This window comes from Collinsella sp. LCP21S3_C7, assembly GCF_052118485.1.
In the GTDB taxonomy this organism is placed as follows: Bacteria; Actinomycetota; Coriobacteriia; order Coriobacteriales; family Coriobacteriaceae; genus Collinsella.
The window spans coordinates 228,511-244,587 of sequence record NZ_JBQKHC010000001.1 but is presented as its reverse complement, the minus strand read 5'-3'; the positions used below and the strand labels follow the sequence as shown (position 1 = coordinate 244,587).

At 58.8% G+C, this 16,077-nt stretch carries 15 protein-coding genes; all 15 read left to right on the top strand.

Annotation, left to right across the window (positions count from 1 at the left end):
- Nucleotides 1-11 precede the first annotated feature (11 nt).
- Complete coding sequence (locus ACTQ1E_RS01200) at nucleotides 12-989, top strand: acetylxylan esterase (RefSeq protein WP_427718656.1); 978 nt, start codon at nucleotides 12-14, stop codon at nucleotides 987-989.
- On the top strand, nucleotides 982-1,833 hold the full coding sequence (locus ACTQ1E_RS01195; RefSeq protein WP_154517502.1) for an acetylxylan esterase: 852 nt from the start codon (nucleotides 982-984) through the stop codon (nucleotides 1,831-1,833). The genes ACTQ1E_RS01200 and ACTQ1E_RS01195 overlap by 8 nt, the downstream gene beginning before the upstream one ends.
- Nucleotides 1,834-1,901: 68 nt before the next feature.
- Nucleotides 1,902-2,822 (top strand): dihydrodipicolinate synthase family protein, encoded by a 921-nt coding sequence (locus ACTQ1E_RS01190; protein ID WP_427718650.1) that lies wholly within the window; start codon nucleotides 1,902-1,904, stop codon nucleotides 2,820-2,822.
- A gap of 170 nt (nucleotides 2,823-2,992) precedes the next feature.
- Nucleotides 2,993-3,958, top strand: a complete 966-nt coding sequence (locus ACTQ1E_RS01185; protein WP_427728775.1) for an ROK family protein — start codon at nucleotides 2,993-2,995, stop codon at nucleotides 3,956-3,958.
- Between the two features lie 70 nt (nucleotides 3,959-4,028).
- Nucleotides 4,029-4,715 carry an N-acetylmannosamine-6-phosphate 2-epimerase gene (locus ACTQ1E_RS01180; RefSeq protein WP_154517496.1) on the top strand — a complete coding sequence of 229 codons (687 nt, stop codon included), beginning with the start codon at nucleotides 4,029-4,031 and terminating at the stop codon, nucleotides 4,713-4,715.
- A 99-nt stretch (nucleotides 4,716-4,814) separates the two neighbouring features.
- Nucleotides 4,815-5,735 carry an RNase adapter RapZ gene (gene rapZ, locus ACTQ1E_RS01175; RefSeq protein ID WP_427718645.1) on the top strand — a complete coding sequence of 307 codons (921 nt, stop codon included), beginning with the start codon at nucleotides 4,815-4,817 and terminating at the stop codon, nucleotides 5,733-5,735.
- A gap of 6 nt (nucleotides 5,736-5,741) precedes the next feature.
- The gene (whiA, locus tag ACTQ1E_RS01170) at nucleotides 5,742-6,671 is read left to right on the top strand and encodes a DNA-binding protein WhiA (protein WP_441564415.1); all 930 of its coding nucleotides are present in this window, start codon (nucleotides 5,742-5,744) and stop codon (nucleotides 6,669-6,671) included.
- A 193-nt stretch (nucleotides 6,672-6,864) separates the two neighbouring features.
- Nucleotides 6,865-7,890: a type I glyceraldehyde-3-phosphate dehydrogenase gene (gene gap, locus ACTQ1E_RS01165; RefSeq protein ID WP_154517458.1), complete on the top strand. Its 1,026-nt coding sequence runs from the start codon at nucleotides 6,865-6,867 to the stop codon at nucleotides 7,888-7,890.
- A gap of 140 nt (nucleotides 7,891-8,030) precedes the next feature.
- Entirely contained in the window at nucleotides 8,031-9,221 is a 1,191-nt protein-coding gene (locus ACTQ1E_RS01160; protein WP_304212190.1) for a phosphoglycerate kinase, read from the top strand.
- The gene (tpiA, locus tag ACTQ1E_RS01155; protein WP_441564414.1) at nucleotides 9,214-9,981 is read left to right on the top strand and encodes a triose-phosphate isomerase; all 768 of its coding nucleotides are present in this window, start codon (nucleotides 9,214-9,216) and stop codon (nucleotides 9,979-9,981) included. The genes ACTQ1E_RS01160 and tpiA overlap by 8 nt, the downstream gene beginning before the upstream one ends.
- 5 nt (nucleotides 9,982-9,986) lie before the next feature.
- The gene (gene gpmI / locus ACTQ1E_RS01150) at nucleotides 9,987-11,540 is read left to right on the top strand and encodes a 2,3-bisphosphoglycerate-independent phosphoglycerate mutase (protein ID WP_441564413.1); all 1,554 of its coding nucleotides are present in this window, start codon (nucleotides 9,987-9,989) and stop codon (nucleotides 11,538-11,540) included.
- Between the two features lie 166 nt (nucleotides 11,541-11,706).
- Complete coding sequence (gene secG / locus ACTQ1E_RS01145; RefSeq protein WP_006236144.1) at nucleotides 11,707-11,961, top strand: preprotein translocase subunit SecG; 255 nt, start codon at nucleotides 11,707-11,709, stop codon at nucleotides 11,959-11,961.
- Between the two features lie 294 nt (nucleotides 11,962-12,255).
- The gene (locus ACTQ1E_RS01140) at nucleotides 12,256-13,932 is read left to right on the top strand and encodes a peptide ABC transporter substrate-binding protein (protein ID WP_441083172.1); all 1,677 of its coding nucleotides are present in this window, start codon (nucleotides 12,256-12,258) and stop codon (nucleotides 13,930-13,932) included.
- A 157-nt stretch (nucleotides 13,933-14,089) separates the two neighbouring features.
- Nucleotides 14,090-15,127 carry an ABC transporter permease gene (locus tag ACTQ1E_RS01135; RefSeq protein WP_441068957.1) on the top strand — a complete coding sequence of 346 codons (1,038 nt, stop codon included), beginning with the start codon at nucleotides 14,090-14,092 and terminating at the stop codon, nucleotides 15,125-15,127.
- A gap of 59 nt (nucleotides 15,128-15,186) precedes the next feature.
- Nucleotides 15,187-16,077: an ABC transporter permease gene (locus tag ACTQ1E_RS01130; protein ID WP_370450642.1), complete on the top strand. Its 891-nt coding sequence runs from the start codon at nucleotides 15,187-15,189 to the stop codon at nucleotides 16,075-16,077.

Below are 16,077 nucleotides of genomic sequence, written 5' to 3'. Positions count from 1 at the left end.
GTTCACGAGCCATGCCAAGCGCTCAGGAGCTACAACAGCAATTTGGTGGTTATCGGGGCGCCATGCCTCGTCCATCAGATTTCGATCTCTTTTGGAACGACCGCATGGCCGAGGCTGACGCCGTCGAGATCGACTATTCGGTCGAGGCGGCATCGATTGCCGATACTGCGACCTGCCAGTTTTTTGACCTCTGGTATACGGGCATGTGTGGCGCCCGCCTGCATGCCAAGTATCTCAAGCCGGTTTCGGACGAGTCCGTGCCGCTGGTGCTACAGTTCCACGGCTATCCGGGCGCAAGCCGCAGCTGGTTCGAGCAGGCGTCGTTTGCGGGTATGGGCATGGCGCTTGTCGCCCTCGACTGCCCCGGTCAGGGTGGCCCCTCCGAGGATATTGGTGGATTTGAAGGCACAACGGTTGCCGGGCATATCGTTGCCGGTATCGACGGCGACCCGGCCAATCTCTACTACGTACGCTTGCATCAGGATATCCGCATTCTGTGCCGCATTGTTCGCGAGCTCGAGGGCATCGATCTTGCCCGTGTTTTTGTGAACGGTGCGTCGCAGGGCGGTGGCTTGGGCATTGCGACCTGCGCGCTTAACAGCGAGCTTATCAATCGTGCCGCCATCCTCTATCCTTTCCTGTCGGATTTCCGCCTGGTCTGGGATTTGGATGCCGACGACATTGCCTACGAGGGCCTGCGCTATTGGTCTCGCTGGTTTGACGAGGACTCGACTCGTATTGACGAAGCCTATGCCAAGCTGGCGTATTTCGATTCCAAGAACTTTGCCCCCATGGTCAAATGCCCCGTGCTGTTTGGCACGGGAACGGCTGATATCGTCTGTCCACCGGCGACGCAGTTTGCGGTCTACAACAACCTGACCTGTGAGAAGCGCCATGAGTTCTTTGAGGGTTTTGGCCACGAGGAGATTCAGGATTTTGACGATCTGATCATTCCGTTTTTCTGCAAGGAAGGGGAGGCTCATGTCTAAGTGCGAGAGCAATGTCAATGAGCTGATTGACCCCGAGCTTGCGGGGATCTCTGGGACGGTTTCGTCAAGGCTCTCCGATTTCCGTGATTGGCGCGGCGATGCCTTGGCGGATGTTTCCGAGTTGGAGGCAGCCGCTTCGGACCTTGAGGTTTGCGGACTGACTGTCACGGCGATTGATTTCGCCAATCCGTGCGCGCGCTACTCCGAGGTTTCCTTTGAACTTGCCGGGGAAGTCGTACACGGCCGTTTGATTGAGCCCTCAGGTTGTGCCCGGGCATCCGAGCTTGTGCCGCTATGCCTGATGTTTCATGACATCGACCGACCCGTACGTGGATGGCATCACATGACGAGGTTTGCCGCCATGGGATATGCCGTGCTTGCGCTGGACGACGATGTGATTGGGCTCAGCGAGCTGAAGCAGGGGGTTACCTCGCCCGTTTTTGTTGAACGCGTCCGCTGGGGCTGTGCAATGGCAAAGGTCGCGCGCAATCTTGACGGCATGGACCCCGACCGCATCTTTGCATGGGGCGAGGGCCTTGGCGGTGGAGTCGCGCTGGCGGTTTCTGCTCTGGACGAGCGGGGCCTTGCCTGCACGGCGGTTGCCAATCCGCTTCCCGGCGGCCTCGAAGCGCTGTCGTCTCGGGTGCGCGGATCGGTACTTATGGGTACATCGCTCATGGATGCCGTGAGCGATCCCAAGGGCCAGTTTGCCGTATTCAACGGTCTTGAGTGTGACCGGAGGCATATTATCTATGCCAAATATGCTCACGAACGCATCAATGCGTTCGAAAACGAAGTCGTCGACTTCTTTAACCAAGCGTTCTACCTGTGTTCTTTGGCCTAGACGGCCTGGACACTGCCAACAAGAGTGGGCGGCATAGGGCCACCCGCCAGACAACTAAGGAGATTCTTGTGGCAACTCAGAAATTCACCGGCGTTATTCCTCCCGTCGTTGTTCCCGATACCGAAGATCACCAGCTCGACGTTGCCTCCTTTGAGCGCAGCATCAACCGCATGATCGACGCCGGCGTCGATGGCCTGTTCTTCCTGGGCTCTTCGGGTGAGGTCGTTTTCTCCACCGACGAGCGTCGTCGACAGATCATCGCCGAGGCCGTTCGAATCGTCGACCACCGCGTTCCTGTTCTGGTCGGCATCATCGATACCGAGACCGAGCGCATGATTGAGCACGGTAAGGTTGCTCAGGAGCTGGGCGCCGATGCGCTCGTCGCCACCTGCCCGTTCTATGCCCTGCAGGGCATGACCGAGGTCGAGGAGCATTTCCGCATCCTGCACGAGGAGCTCGACCTGCCCATCTTTGCCTATGACATTCCCGTGTGCGTTCACACCAAGCTCCCCTGGAAGCTCCTTGCAAAGCTCGGCGCCGAGGGCGTCCTTGCTGGCGTCAAGGATTCCTCGGGTGACGACGTCTCGTTCCGCTACCTCGTTCAGGAGAACGAGAAGAACGGCCATCCGATGAGCATCCTCACCGGCCATGAGGTCGTCGTCGACGGTGCCTACCTTGGTGGCGCCGACGGCTCTGTCCCGGGTCTCGCCAACGTTGAGCCCGAGGGCTACGTGCGTCAGTGGAAGGCCGCTCAGGCTGGTGACTGGGCTACCGTCAAAGCCGAGCAGGATCGCCTCAATGAGATTTCGCACATCTGGGACGTCACCTCGGGCGTCCAGGGCTATGCCGGTGGCGTTGGCGCCTTCAAGACCGCTATGAACCTCATGGGCATTTTCGACAGCCCGACCATGCCGCGCCCGGTGAAGGCCATGACCGGCGAGAATGTCGAGGCGATTAGGAAGGTCCTCCAGGACAACGGTCTCCTGTAAAGCTTTCCCGGGCACCCGATCTTGGGGCTCAAGCGATCGAGCGTGACCCATTAGGTCAATGCCCGACCGCTTTCACCCCAACCCCGGGCACTCGGGAAGCCTTTAGCAAGCTGCGGCGATAACACCGCCTTTATTTCCTGTAGTTGTTTTTATCTCCTAAGGAGAGCGACATGGAGAACAAGTACATCTGCTCCGTTGATATCGGTGGCACCAAGATTGCGACCGCCATTATGGAATATCCGGCTGATGGCGGCGTGCCTCATCCCGTATTTGAGGCTGAGGTTCCCACCGAGGCCCAAGAGGGCGGTGAGGCCGTCTTCCAGCGTATCGAGGCGTCCATCAAGGCCGCTCTCGAGGCGAATCCCGATGTCGAGGTCCTTGGCGTCGGTATCGGTGCCGCTGGCGTCGTCGATCCCAAGACGGGCGCCATCGCGTATGCCAACGAGATCATGCCCGGCTGGTCCGGCGTTCAGTTGGGGCCGCGTCTGCGCGAGGACCTCGGTCTTCCCGTTGCCGTTGTAGGCGACGTGCAGGCTCATGCTCTGGGTGAGGCCCATTGGGGCGTCGGCAAGGGCAAGTTCTCCGTCTTGTGTCTGGGCATCGGTACGGGTATCGGAGGCGCATATGTCGAGAACGGCCGCGTGATGCAGGGCTTCCATGGTGCTGCCGGCCATATGGGCCACATCGAGTGCTCGGCTGCCGCCGGCATTCCCTGCGCCTGCGGGCGTTCCGGCCATCTGGAGTCGGTGGCTTCGGGTACGTCGATTGGGCGCATGTACGACGAGCGCTTCGGTCGTGTTGACCCCAGCCGTCCCTCGGTTGGCCGCGACGTGAACGACCTGTGCCGCGCGGGTGACGCAAAGGCGACCGAGGTCATCCACGATGCCGGCTTTGCATTGGGCGCTAGCTTGGGCTCGCTCGCCAACATTCTGGATCCAGAGGTCATCGTGCTTTCGGGTGGCGTAATTCACCAGGGACCCGATTGGCGTTCGCAGACGTGGAAGGATTCGGTACACGAGGGCTATGCCAGCCAAGCGCTCGATCCGCTTCAGGACACGCCGATCCTCATCGGTTCTCTGGAGGGCGACGCACCGCTTATCGGTGCCGCCGAGCATCTTCTTGCCTCGTTAAAGTAAACGTATCTGCTGTAGGAGCCTCCCGAGACGACACGCCTCGGGAGGCTGTTCTGAGAAAGGTTATAGCCTTATGACCGTCGATCCTTTAATTCAATCCCTGAAGGGTAAGCTCATCGTGAGCGTTCAGGCGTATATGGGCGAGCCGCTTCGTACGCCCGAGACCATGGCTCAAATGTCTCGCGCTTGCGAACTCGGTGGCGCCGCCGCCATTCGTTGCCAGGGCCTTGCCGACATTGCTGCCATTAAGGGTCGTTGTGAGGTTCCTGTTATCGGCCTGTGGAAGGATGGACACGAGGGCGTTTACATCACGCCGACGCTGCGTCACGCCCGCGCCTGCGTTGCTGCCGGTGCTGACATCGTGGCGATTGACGCCACCGATCGTCCGCGCCCCGATGGCAAGTCGCTCGAGGACACTTTTCGTCCGCTGCACGAGGAGGGCGTGCTTCTGATGGCGGACTGCGCCACGATCGAGGATATCCGCCGCGCGGTCGACATGGGCTTCGATTTGGTTTCCACTACGCTTTCGCATGGCGTCGCCGCCATCGATTGCACCATGGCAGACGGCCCCGACCTGCCGCTTTTGCGCCAGGCAACCGAGGAGTTCCCCGGTCTTCCCATTATTTGCGAGGGTCGTGTGCATACGCCCGAGGAGGCTCGCGCCGCGATTGACGCCGGCGCCTGGGCCGTTGTCGTTGGCACTGCCATTACGCACCCCACAAGTATTACGAGTTGGTTCAAGGCTGCGCTTGAGGCGTAAGACGGGCCTCGTATCCGCTTGGGGCGGTATACTCAACTAAGGCAATTGATCGCGCGGGATCCGCTGGCCGGGTCCTGCGCTTATTTTAGGAGGCAGCACATGCAAAAGGGAGATGCCATGGATGCGGCGGAGCGCACGGAGCGCATTCCCGATATCGTCATCATCACCGGAATGTCCGGATCGGGCCGAACGCAAGCCATGCATGTGTTTGAGGACATGGGCTATTTTTGTATCGACAACCTGCCTCCGCGCCTGATTGCGCAGCTCGCAGAGCTTGTTGGCATCAATACGGGTGTGGGTAGACATCTTGCTGTTACCTGTGACCTTCGCAGCCAAGGCCTGTTTGATGAGCTGCTTGACGCCGTTGCCGCCTTGGAAGAGCGCGAGATGAGCTGTGACATTGTGTTTCTCGATGCATCTGATGAGGTGCTGATTCGCCGCTACAGCGAAAACCGCCGCCGCCATCCCATTGCGAAGCCGGGGGAGACCACGGCCGACGCCATCCAGCGCGAGCGTTTACAACTCCAGGGCGTGCGCGACCGAGCCGATATGATCATCGATACGAGCCGCCTTCGTACCTCTGCTTTACGCAATAAGCTGCGTGCGGCTTTTTCAGAGCTGTCCGACCAGCAGCTCATGGACGTCCACGTCTTCTCATTTGGCTTTAAGCATGGTATGCCCGTCGAGGCAGACATCATGATCGATGTTCGCTTCCTACCTAATCCATTCTACGACCCCGAGATGCGCACGTTGACCGGCCTCGATAAGAAGGTCTCCGACTTTGTCCTGGACCATCCCAAGACGCAGGAGTTCTGGAAGGTTTGGACGCAGTTGCTCGATACGGTCATGCCGGGTTATATCGCGGAGGGCAAGCCGCAGCTTTCCATTGCCATCGGCTGTACGGGCGGCCAGCACCGCAGCGTTGCCATTGCAGAGGCTACGGCCCGATACCTGGAAGGTGCTCAGTATCACGTGAGCATTTCTCACCGCGACTTGTCGCGTGCCAACACGAAAGCATAGGTTTGAATGTCGTTTACCGCCGAGGTGCGTGACGAGCTTGCGCGCTGCGAACCCGAATGTGAATATTGCGATCTGTCGACACTTGCCGCACTTACACGTGTGAGTGGCACGCTTTCGCTGGCGGGCTCTGGTCGGTACCGTTTGACGGTTGCGACCGAGACGGGTGCCGTTGCACGCACGATGATTACGCTGACGCACCGCATCCTCAAGCTCAAAACGGAGTTTACCGTTCGCAAGTCGGTCTTGCATAAGGTGCGAAACTATCTCATCACCTTGCCCGACCAGCCCGACCTCGATAAGGCTTTGGTTCTGCTGGGCATTCTCGACCGCAGGGGAGGGCTCGTCGCCGGTGTGCCGCGCCATATCGTCGTCCGGCCCTGCTGCAGGCTCGCCTACATTCGCGGCGCTTTGATTGCCGGCGGCTTTGTGGCAGACCCGCGTGGCGATTTTCACCTGGAGATTGCGGTGCAGGGCGAACAATACGCCAAGGGGCTTTGCGACCTGTTGGAGCAGGTCGGGGTTCATGCACGCGTCAACGCCCGGCGAGGATCATATGCCGTGTACATCAAGAGCGCCGAGGAGATTGAGCATTTGCTCAAATTGATTGGCGCCAAGCGCAGCGTTGCCGAAATCGAGGAAGCCCGTGCGGTCAAGTTGGTGAAAAACGACGTAAATCGTCGCGTGAATGCTGAGCTGGCCAACCAGACGAGAAGCGCCGGCGCTGCCCAACATCAGCTCGCGCTTATCGAGGAGCTTGAGCGACGCGGCATGCGCGATGCGCTCCCGGATGCCTTGGCGGCCTTTTGTGACTTACGCGAGCGCTACCCCGATCTCTCACTGCGAGATTTGGGGGAGATGGCCGACCCTCCTTTGTCAAAGTCGGCCCTATATCACCGTGTTTTGCGTCTTGAAAAGCTCATTGAAGCGAACAGGTAGTTTAAAGCGGCAGTTTATATAGTACTTGAACTGCTGTTTTATGCTTTAAAACGTTTTAAAGCAAATTTGATTTTCAATTTCGAGCATTCTCGTGAAATTCAAGTCAAAAAAAAGGTATATTAGGCGAGTGGTTAGTTTGTGGGCCTCAACGGCGGGCGCTGTAGCTTGCGGGGGCCTTACGAAAGGAGACACAATGGCAGTAAAGGTTGCTATTAACGGCTTCGGTCGCATCGGTCGTCTGGCCTTCCGTCAGATGTTCGGTCATGAGGGCTCCGAGATCGTCGCTATCAACGACCTCACCTCTCCCGATATGCTCGCTTACCTGCTGAAGTACGACTCCACGCAGGGCAACTATGCTCGCGATCACGAGGTCGTCGCTGGCGAGGATTCCATCACCGTTGACGGCAAGGAGATCAAGATCTACAAGGAGGCCGACGCCAACAACCTGCCTTGGGGCGACCTCGACGTCGACGTCGTTCTCGAGTGCACTGGCTTCTACACCAGCAAGGCTAAGGCTCAGGCCCACATCAACGCTGGTGCCAAGAAGGTCGTCATCTCCGCTCCGGCCGGCAGCGATCTGCCCACCATCGTGTACAACGTCAACCATGAGACGCTGACCGCTGAGGACAACATCATCTCCGCTGCTTCCTGCACCACCAACTGCCTCGCCCCGATGGCCAAGGGTCTGAACGACTTCGCTCCCATCGTGTCCGGCATCATGACCACCATTCACGCCTGGACTGGCGACCAGATGCCGCTCGACGGCCCGCAGCGCAAGGGCAACAAGCGTCGTAGCCGCGCCTGCGCCGTCAACATCGTCCCCAACACCACCGGTGCTGCCAAGGCTATCGGCCTGGTTCTCCCCGAGCTCAACGGTAAGCTCATCGGTGCCGCCCAGCGCGTCCCGACGCCGACCGGCTCCCTCACCAACCTCTACGCTGTCGTTGACAAGAAGGTTACCGCCGACGAGGTCAACGCCGCTATGAAGGCCTACGCTGCCACCATCTCCGAGACCTTCGCTTACAACGAGGACGACATCGTCTCCACCGATATCATCGGCGAGACCCATGGCTCCATCTTCGACGCCACTCAGACCATGTGCTCTGACCTCGGCAACGGCCAGACCCTCGTTCAGGTTACCTCTTGGTACGACAACGAGAACTCCTACACCTCTCAGATGGTCCGCACCATCAAGTACTTCGAGAAGTTCGTTGCTTAATTTGGCTTTTAGCGAATAGCTCGTTGAGCGTCTAAAAAAGGGCGCGGCCTTATAGGGCTTACACCCTAAGGTCGCGCCCTTTTTATAAGAAATCGTCTGCCGTAATGGGAGGCAGACACGTACGAAAGGTAGAAGCAAACATGGCCTTTACCAAGAAGACCGTCCGCGACATCGATGTCGACGGCAAGCGCGTTCTCGTCCGCGTTGACTTCAACGTGCCTATCAAGGATGGCGTCGTTGGCGACACCACCCGTATCAAGGCTGCCCTGCCCACCATCAACTATCTCGTTGAGCACAATGCTCGCGTTATCCTCATGAGCCACCTCGGCCGTCCCGAGGGCACCGGCTTCCAGCCCGAGCTTTCCCTCGAGCCCGTCGCCAAGAAGCTCGCCGAGCTCTCTGGTCTCGATGTTGCTTTTGTCGCCGACACTTATGGCGAGAAGGCCGCCGAGGCCGTCGCTGCCGTCGAGCCGGGCAAGGTCCTCGTTCTCGAGAACGTCCGTTTTGACAAGCGTGAGAAGAAGAACGATCCCGAGATCGCCAAGACCCTCGCTTCCTATGGCGACGTCTTCGTCCTCGACGCCTTCGGTACCGCTCACCGCGCCCAGGGTTCCGTCGTGGGTCCCGCCGCTTACCTGCCCGCAGTCGCTGGCTTCCTTCTGGAGAAGGAGGTCGACACGCTGACCGGTATCTTCGCCGAGCCCGAGCGTCCCTTCGTCGCCATCGTCGGCGGTTCCAAGGTTTCCTCCAAGATCGGCGTTCTCGATCACCTTATCGACTCCGCCGACACCCTGATTATCGGTGGCGGCATGGCCTATACCTTCTTCCTGGCTCAGGGCATGACCGTCGGTCAGTCCCTCAAGGAAGAGGACTGGGTCGAGCGCGCTGGCGAGATGCTCAAGAAGGCCGAGGAGAAGGGCGTCAAGATCCTGCTCCCCATCGACAACCGTGTTGCCGACCACTTTGGCGAGGACGCTGTCCCCGAGGTTGTCGCTTCCGACGCTATCCCCGACGACCGTGAGGGCATGGACATCGGCCCCAAGACCGAGGAGCTCTACGCCGAGGCCGTCAAGGGCGCCAAGACCGTATTCTGGAATGGCCCCATGGGCGTCTTTGAGTTCGACAACTTCGCTCACGGCACCCAGGCTATCGCCGAGGCTGTCGCCGAGGCTGATTGCACCTCGATCATCGGTGGTGGCGATTCCGTCGCAGCCGTCAACAAGTTTAACCTGGCCGACAAGATGAGCTGGATCTCCACCGGCGGTGGCGCTTCCATGGAGCTCGTCGAGGGTAAGGCCCTGCCCGGAGTGGAGGCGCTTCTCGATGCCTAATCGCACCCTTCTTATCGCTGGTAACTGGAAGATGAACAACGACGTCGCCGAGGCTGCCAAGCTCGCCGACGAGCTGGCCCAGGCTCTGCCCGAGGTTCCGGCTGGCGTCGAGGTGCTCGTCTGCCCTCCGACCATCGACATTACTACGGTTCATGACCGCATTCAGGCTGCCCCCATCGCCCTCGGTGCACAGAACGTGTACTGGGAGGCCAAGGGTGCCTTCACCGGTGAGTCCTCTTGCGACATGCTCAAGTCCGCTGGCTGCACCTACTGCATCATCGGCCACTCCGAGCGTCGTGACTACTTCCACGAGACCGATGAGGACCAGAACAAGAAGGCTAAGGCTCTCGTTGCCGCCGGTCTTGTTCCCGTCTTCTGCTGCGGTGAGTCCCTTGAGGTTCGCGAGGCCGGCACCTATGTCGAGCATGTCGTGAACCAGGTCAAGGCTGGTCTCGAGGGTCTTGAGATCACCTGCCCCAAGCAGCTCGTCGTCGCCTACGAGCCCATCTGGGCCATCGGCACCGGCAAGACCGCTACCGCCGAGGACGCTCAGGAGGTCTGCGGCGCTATCCGTGAGACCCTCAAGGAGATGTTCGGCGAGGAGCTCGCCAACGGCATCCGCGTTCTTTATGGTGGCTCCGCCAAGCCCGCCAACATCGCTGAGCTTGTTGCCAAGCCCGACGTTGACGGCGCCCTCGTGGGCGGCGCTTCGCTCAAGGCTGCCGACTTCGCCTCTATGGTCGTCAAGGCAGGCGAGTAGGGCATATGGCACAGCGTCATCTTCCTGCACTCCTAATCATCATGGATGGCTGCGGCTTGGCTCCGGCCGACGGCGAGAACGCCGTCGCTGCCGCCAAGACGCCCTTCCTCGATAGCCTGTACGAGAAGTATCCTCACACCACGCTCGGTGCTTCGGGCGAGGACGTGGGCCTTCCCGACGGCCAGATGGGCAACTCCGAGGTGGGTCACCTCAACATCGGTGCCGGCCGCATCGTGTTTCAGGAGCTTTCGCGCATCAATAACGCCATCAAGGACGGCTCCATCGCCAAGAACGAGGTTTTCGTCAAGGCTATGGATGACGTCAAGGCCGAGGGCAAGACCCTGCACCTCATGGGCCTTATGAGCCCCGGCGGTGTTCATTCTCACATGAACCATGTCGAGGCCCTGGTCAAGATGGCTGCCCAGTATGGCATTAAGACCGTTCGCGTTCACGCCTTTATGGATGGCCGCGACGTCGATCCGCAGTCCGGTGCCGGCTACATGAGCGAGTTCTGCGCCTTCCTGGCCAAGATCTCCGAGGAGACTGGTTGCGACGCTCGCGTTGCTACCGTCTCGGGCCGTTATTGGGCCATGGACCGCGACAACCGTTGGGAGCGCATCGAGCGCGCCTACGACGCCATGGTCAATGCGTCCGATGCCGATACCGACCCCGTTGCCGGTATCAAGGCCTACTACGAGAAGGATCCGCGCGGCGATGAGTTCGTTGAGCCGTTCGCTGCCCACAACGAGGGCATCCACGAGGGCGACGCGGCCATCTTCTTCAACTTCCGTCCCGACCGCGCTCGTCAGATGACCCGCGTGTTCACGGACAAGGAGTTCGACGGCTTTGAGCGCGAGCAGATCAAGCTCTCGCACTTTGTGACGATGACCGAATACGATCCGACGTTTGACGTCGAGGTCGCCTTCCCCAAGACGTTCCCCGAGAACGTTCTGGCCGACGTAATCGCAGCCAATGGCCTGAAGCAGCTGCACACCGCCGAGACCGAGAAGTACGCCCACGTGACGTTCTTCCTTAACGGCGGCATCGAGGAGCCCAAGGAGGGCGAGGAGCGCGTGCTCGTCGCTTCCCCCAAGGTTGCTACCTACGATTTGCAGCCCGAGATGAGCGCTCCCGAGGTTACCGAGAAGCTCGTCGCTGCCATCAACGAGGACCGCGCTGATTTCTACATCGTGAACTTCGCGAACTGCGACATGGTTGGTCACACCGGTGTCTTCGACGCGGCCGTTAAGGCCGTCGAGGCTGTTGACGATGCCCTGTCCAAGGTTGTCCCGGCGATTCTCGCTAAGGGCGGCTTTGCGCTGATTACCGCCGACCACGGCAACGCCGATCACATGTTTGACGTTGCTTCCGACGGTTCCAAGCATCCGTTTACGGCTCACACCACCAACCGCGTGCCGTTCATCATCGTTGATGAGAAGGCACAGCTCACCGGTATCGAGGACGGTCGACTTTCCGATATCGCCCCGACTATGCTCACCATGGCTGGTCTGGAGCCTTCCGCCGAGATGACGGGCCGCGTGCTCGCGACCGAGGCCTAAGAGAAAACGCCAAGCGTTTCTTTGCAAGGGGGTTGACCATATTCGGGCAACCCCCCTTTTTTTGGTATTTCTGCCATTTCTACCTCGTCCCCAAATGGCAGGTGGGGAGTGTCGGGGGTTGTGGTACAGTACTGGAGTTTGAATTGTTCTATTAAGGAGCTTCTCTATGGGTCCGTTTCAGATTCTGCTGTTTGTAGTTTGGGCTGTCTCTGCCGTGGCGCTGACGATTCTCGTCCTGATGCATTCCGGTAAGGGCACCGGCGTTTCGGATATGATTGCCAGCTCGCTGTATAACTCCAGCTCTGCCACGGGCGTTATGGAGCAGAACCTTGACCGCCTGACCGTCATCATGGCTGTCGTGTTTGCCGTGTGCGTCGTGCTCTGCATGTTCTTCTTCCCGCAGGGCATCGTGGGCTACTAAGCACGAGTCGCATAAAAAAATTAAAAAGGGTCCCGCATGTACGGGGCCCTTTTTGTTTACAGACTTGTAACAGAGCCAGAATATCACCACATACTGCGCCCAACTAAAGAAATTCTCGACCGTTAACCGGAATTAGCCCCAAACCGTGCATAAAATGCGCTACTGTATTGAAAACGTTGGCCTGTTGTGCATAACCAGCCATAGCAACGGGCGGCGTTTCGATAGTTCGGATCGGATTGTCTCGACATATGTCCGACTGAACGTTTCTTTGTCCTATCTCATAAGGAGGATGGCATGGCTGATTCTATGTTCCACCAGCCCGTTATGGGTCGTCGAGCCTTTGTCGGCGGTACCCTTGCTGCGAGCTCCATGGCTTTTCTTGCCGCATGCGGCAAGAAGGGCGGCGACGCTTCCGGTTCTGAGTCCGGTTCGACGCTGAACTTCTACATCAATAACCCGGTCTGCATCGACCCCTACAATGTCCAGGAGGACCAGGGCACTCAGGTCGAGTACCAGCTCTTTGACGCTCTGACCTCTTATGACGCCGAGAAGGGCGAGATCGTTCCGCTGGCTTGCGAGTCCTTCGAGGCCAACGACGACGCCACCGAGTTTACCTTCAAGATCAAGAAGGCCAAGTTCCACAACGGTGATGACGTTACCTCCAAGTCCTTCAAGCTCGGTTGGGAGCGTCTGGTCAGCACCAAGTCCGCTGTCGCTAAAGAGTATGGTCCTTCCGAGGTCTCCTATCACCTTTCCATGGTCGAGGGCTATGACGATCTGCTTGCCGGTAACACTACTGAGCTCAGCGGTGTTACCTGCCCTGACGATGAGACCCTCGTCGTCAAGCTGACTTCCGCTTACGCCGACTTCCCCTTCGTCGCCTCTCATCCGGCTCTGTCCCCGGTTCCCGAGTGCGCCGAGTCCGATGTCAAGAGCTTCTACCTTGCCCCGATCGGTAACGGCCCGTTCATGATGGACGGCAAGTGGGAGGATGGTCAGGAGATCAACCTCAAGAAGTTCGACGATTACTATGGCGACAAGGCCAAAATCGATGGCATCCACTTCCAGGTCATCAAGGACGTGGAGACCGCTTACAAGGAGTTCCAGGCCGGTAACCTTGACATCTGCGACGTTCCCGTTGCCCAGATCGACGCCGCCAAGAAGGATCGCGGCGAGTCCAAGGACGGCTACACCATGGGCGACGGCGAGCGCATGCTGCTCGGTGCCGAGCCTTCCACCTACTACCTGACCTGCAACACCACGGCCGAGCCGTTCAACAACGCCGATCTGCGTAAGGGTATCTCCCTGGCCATCAACCGTGAGGCCATCTGCAAGACCATCTTCAAGGGTACCCGCACCCCCGCTGACGGCATTGTTCCTCCGGGCATCGATGGCTACAAGGAGGGCGCATGGGAGTTCTGCGCCTACGACGTCGACAAGGCTAACGAGTACCTCGACAAGGTTGCTCCCGCTGACGCCAACGGCGATCGTGGCATTAACGTGACTCTGTCCTACAACCAGGACGGTGGCCACAAGGAGATCATGGAGTCCATCATCGGTGACCTTGCCAAGGTTGGCGTTACCGCCGTCTCCGATACCCCCGAGTGGTCTGCCCTGCTCGAGCAGTACCAGAACCTCAACTATCAGTTCGGTCGTCTGGGCTGGATTGCCGACTACCCGATCATGGACAACTTCCTGTATCCGCTGTTCCACTCCGACTCCCTCGGTGGCGACAACCGTTCTGGTTACAACAACCCCGAGTTCGACGCCAAGGTCGACGAGGCCCGTACCACGATTGACGACGAAGAGCGCGTCGCTAAGATGCAGGAGGCCGACGCAATGGTCGCTGCTGACTGCCCGGTCATCCCGCTGATGTTCTACACGCACACCATCGCCGGCTCCGATCGCATCAAGTACCTCTATGTCGATCCGCAGAAGCACGCCGATCTGGGTACCGCTGAGCTCGCCTAAGAGTTTTGCAGCTTCCGTGAGGGTCAAGTATTTACGTAGACCTCATGGGAAACATACAGTTCTCCCTAACCTGGGGTAAACTGGCTGATGGTAATTTTGGGATGCCGGTCTGGCGATCGGCATCCCATTTAAGTTAATCCCTAGATAGGGGAGTGGTATGGGTAAGTACATCGTTAAACGTGTGCTTCAGTTCATCCCGGTATTTTTGGGCGTTACGCTGATTCTGTTCGCCCTCCAGAATATCGTGCCGGGAGATCCGATCAAGCTGATCGGTGGAGACAAGGCTCTGTCCCCCGAGGTGGAGCTTCAGCTTCGCGTCCGCTATCACCTGGTCCAATCGGACGAGGACGGCAACGCGATCCTTGACGAGAACGGCGACCCCGTTCAAACGTCGCTCGTGGACCGTTACTTCTATTACATGAACGGCCTGCTTCATGGCGATCTGGGTAATTCCTATCAGCGCAAGCTGCCGGTTACGGAAATCTTTGCCCAGAAGTATCCGTATACGGTCAAACTTGCCGCGTGCGCCATCGTACTCGAGGCAATCATGGGTATCGGTGCGGGTATCATTTCGGCGGTAAAGCGTTATTCCTTCTGGGATATTTTGGTAACGCTCACCACGTCGATCCTCGTTGCCGTCCCGGCCTTCTGGCTCGGTATGTTGCTGCAGCTGTTCTTTGGCGTCATTCTCAAGGACGCCACGGGCGGTGCATTCTCCATGCCGATCTCGGGTGCCGGTGGTTCCAGTTCTCAGTATCAGGATTGGATGCACTATGTGCTTCCGACCATTACGCTGGCTTCGGTTTCGACCGCTTATGCCGCCCGCATTATGCGCTCGCAGCTGCTTGACGTCATGAGCCAGGATTACATCCGTACGGCAAAGGCCAAGGGTCTCTCCAATCGCGCGATCATCATCAAGCATGCGCTTAAGAATGCGCTCATCCCCGTCGTTACCTATATTGGTGTCGACTTCGGTGCCATGCTTTCGGGCGCCATCCTGACCGAGACGGTTTTTAACTGGCCCGGTATCGGCTATGAGGTCTATCGCGCCATTAGCATGCGTGACTGGCCCATCGTTATGGGCGGCGTTACCCTCATCGTCGTCGTCGTCATGGTGATCAACCTGCTCGTCGACATTAGCTATGCATTCCTCGACCCGCGCATCCGCCTTGGCGGTCCGTCGGATAAGGCCTAAGGGAGGTACGTCTCATGCAGGAAACTGATTCTCAGTCTCAGGAGCAGGCTACCGCCACCATGGCCGCATCTGCTCCCGCCAAGTCTCGCACGCTGTGGGGCGACGCTTTTAAGCGTCTTCGTAAGAACAAGCTCGCCGTTATCGGTGTCTGCTGGATCATTATCGTCGTTGTGGTTGCCTTGACCGCAGATCTGTGGGCTAAGCCCTGGCTCGGTTCGCCGACGGCTTCCGATTCGACCACCATGGCCGAGACGTCGCTGCTGGCTCCGTGTGCAGAGCACCCGTTTGGCACCGACTCCCTTGGCCGTGACATTCTCGTCCGCGTTATCTACGGTGCACGCGTTTCGCTGTCCGTCGGCATTATGGCCACTGCGATCTCCACGGTGATTGGTCTGGTCATGGGCGCTCTGGCCGGTTTCTACGGCGGCATCTGGGATACGATCATCATGCGCTGTGCGGACATCTTCCTTGCGTTCCCGTACGTGCTGTTCGTTGTCGCCATGATCGCCGTTATCGGCCGTGGTCTTCAGAACGTCTTTATCGCCATCGGTATTCTTGGCTGGCCTTCGATTGCGCGCGTCTTCCGATCCGCGATCTTGACGGTCAAGGAAAACGACTATGTTGACGCTGCGCGCGCGATGGGTGCATCTGATGCTCGTATCGTCGTGCGTCACATCTTCCCGAACTCCGTTGCCTCCATCGTGGTCTACGCGACTATGAACATTGGTGGCGCCATTCTGACCGAGTCCGCTCTGTCCTTCCTCGGCATGGGCGTTATTCCGCCTACGCCTTCGTGGGGCTCCATGATTCAGGACGGCCAGCAGTATCTTCTGACTGCTCCCTGGATGATGATCATGCCCGGTCTGGCAATTCTCTCGACGGTGCTCGCCTTCACCCTGCTGGGTGACGGTCTGCGCGACGCCCTCGACGTCAAGATGAAGGACGCATAA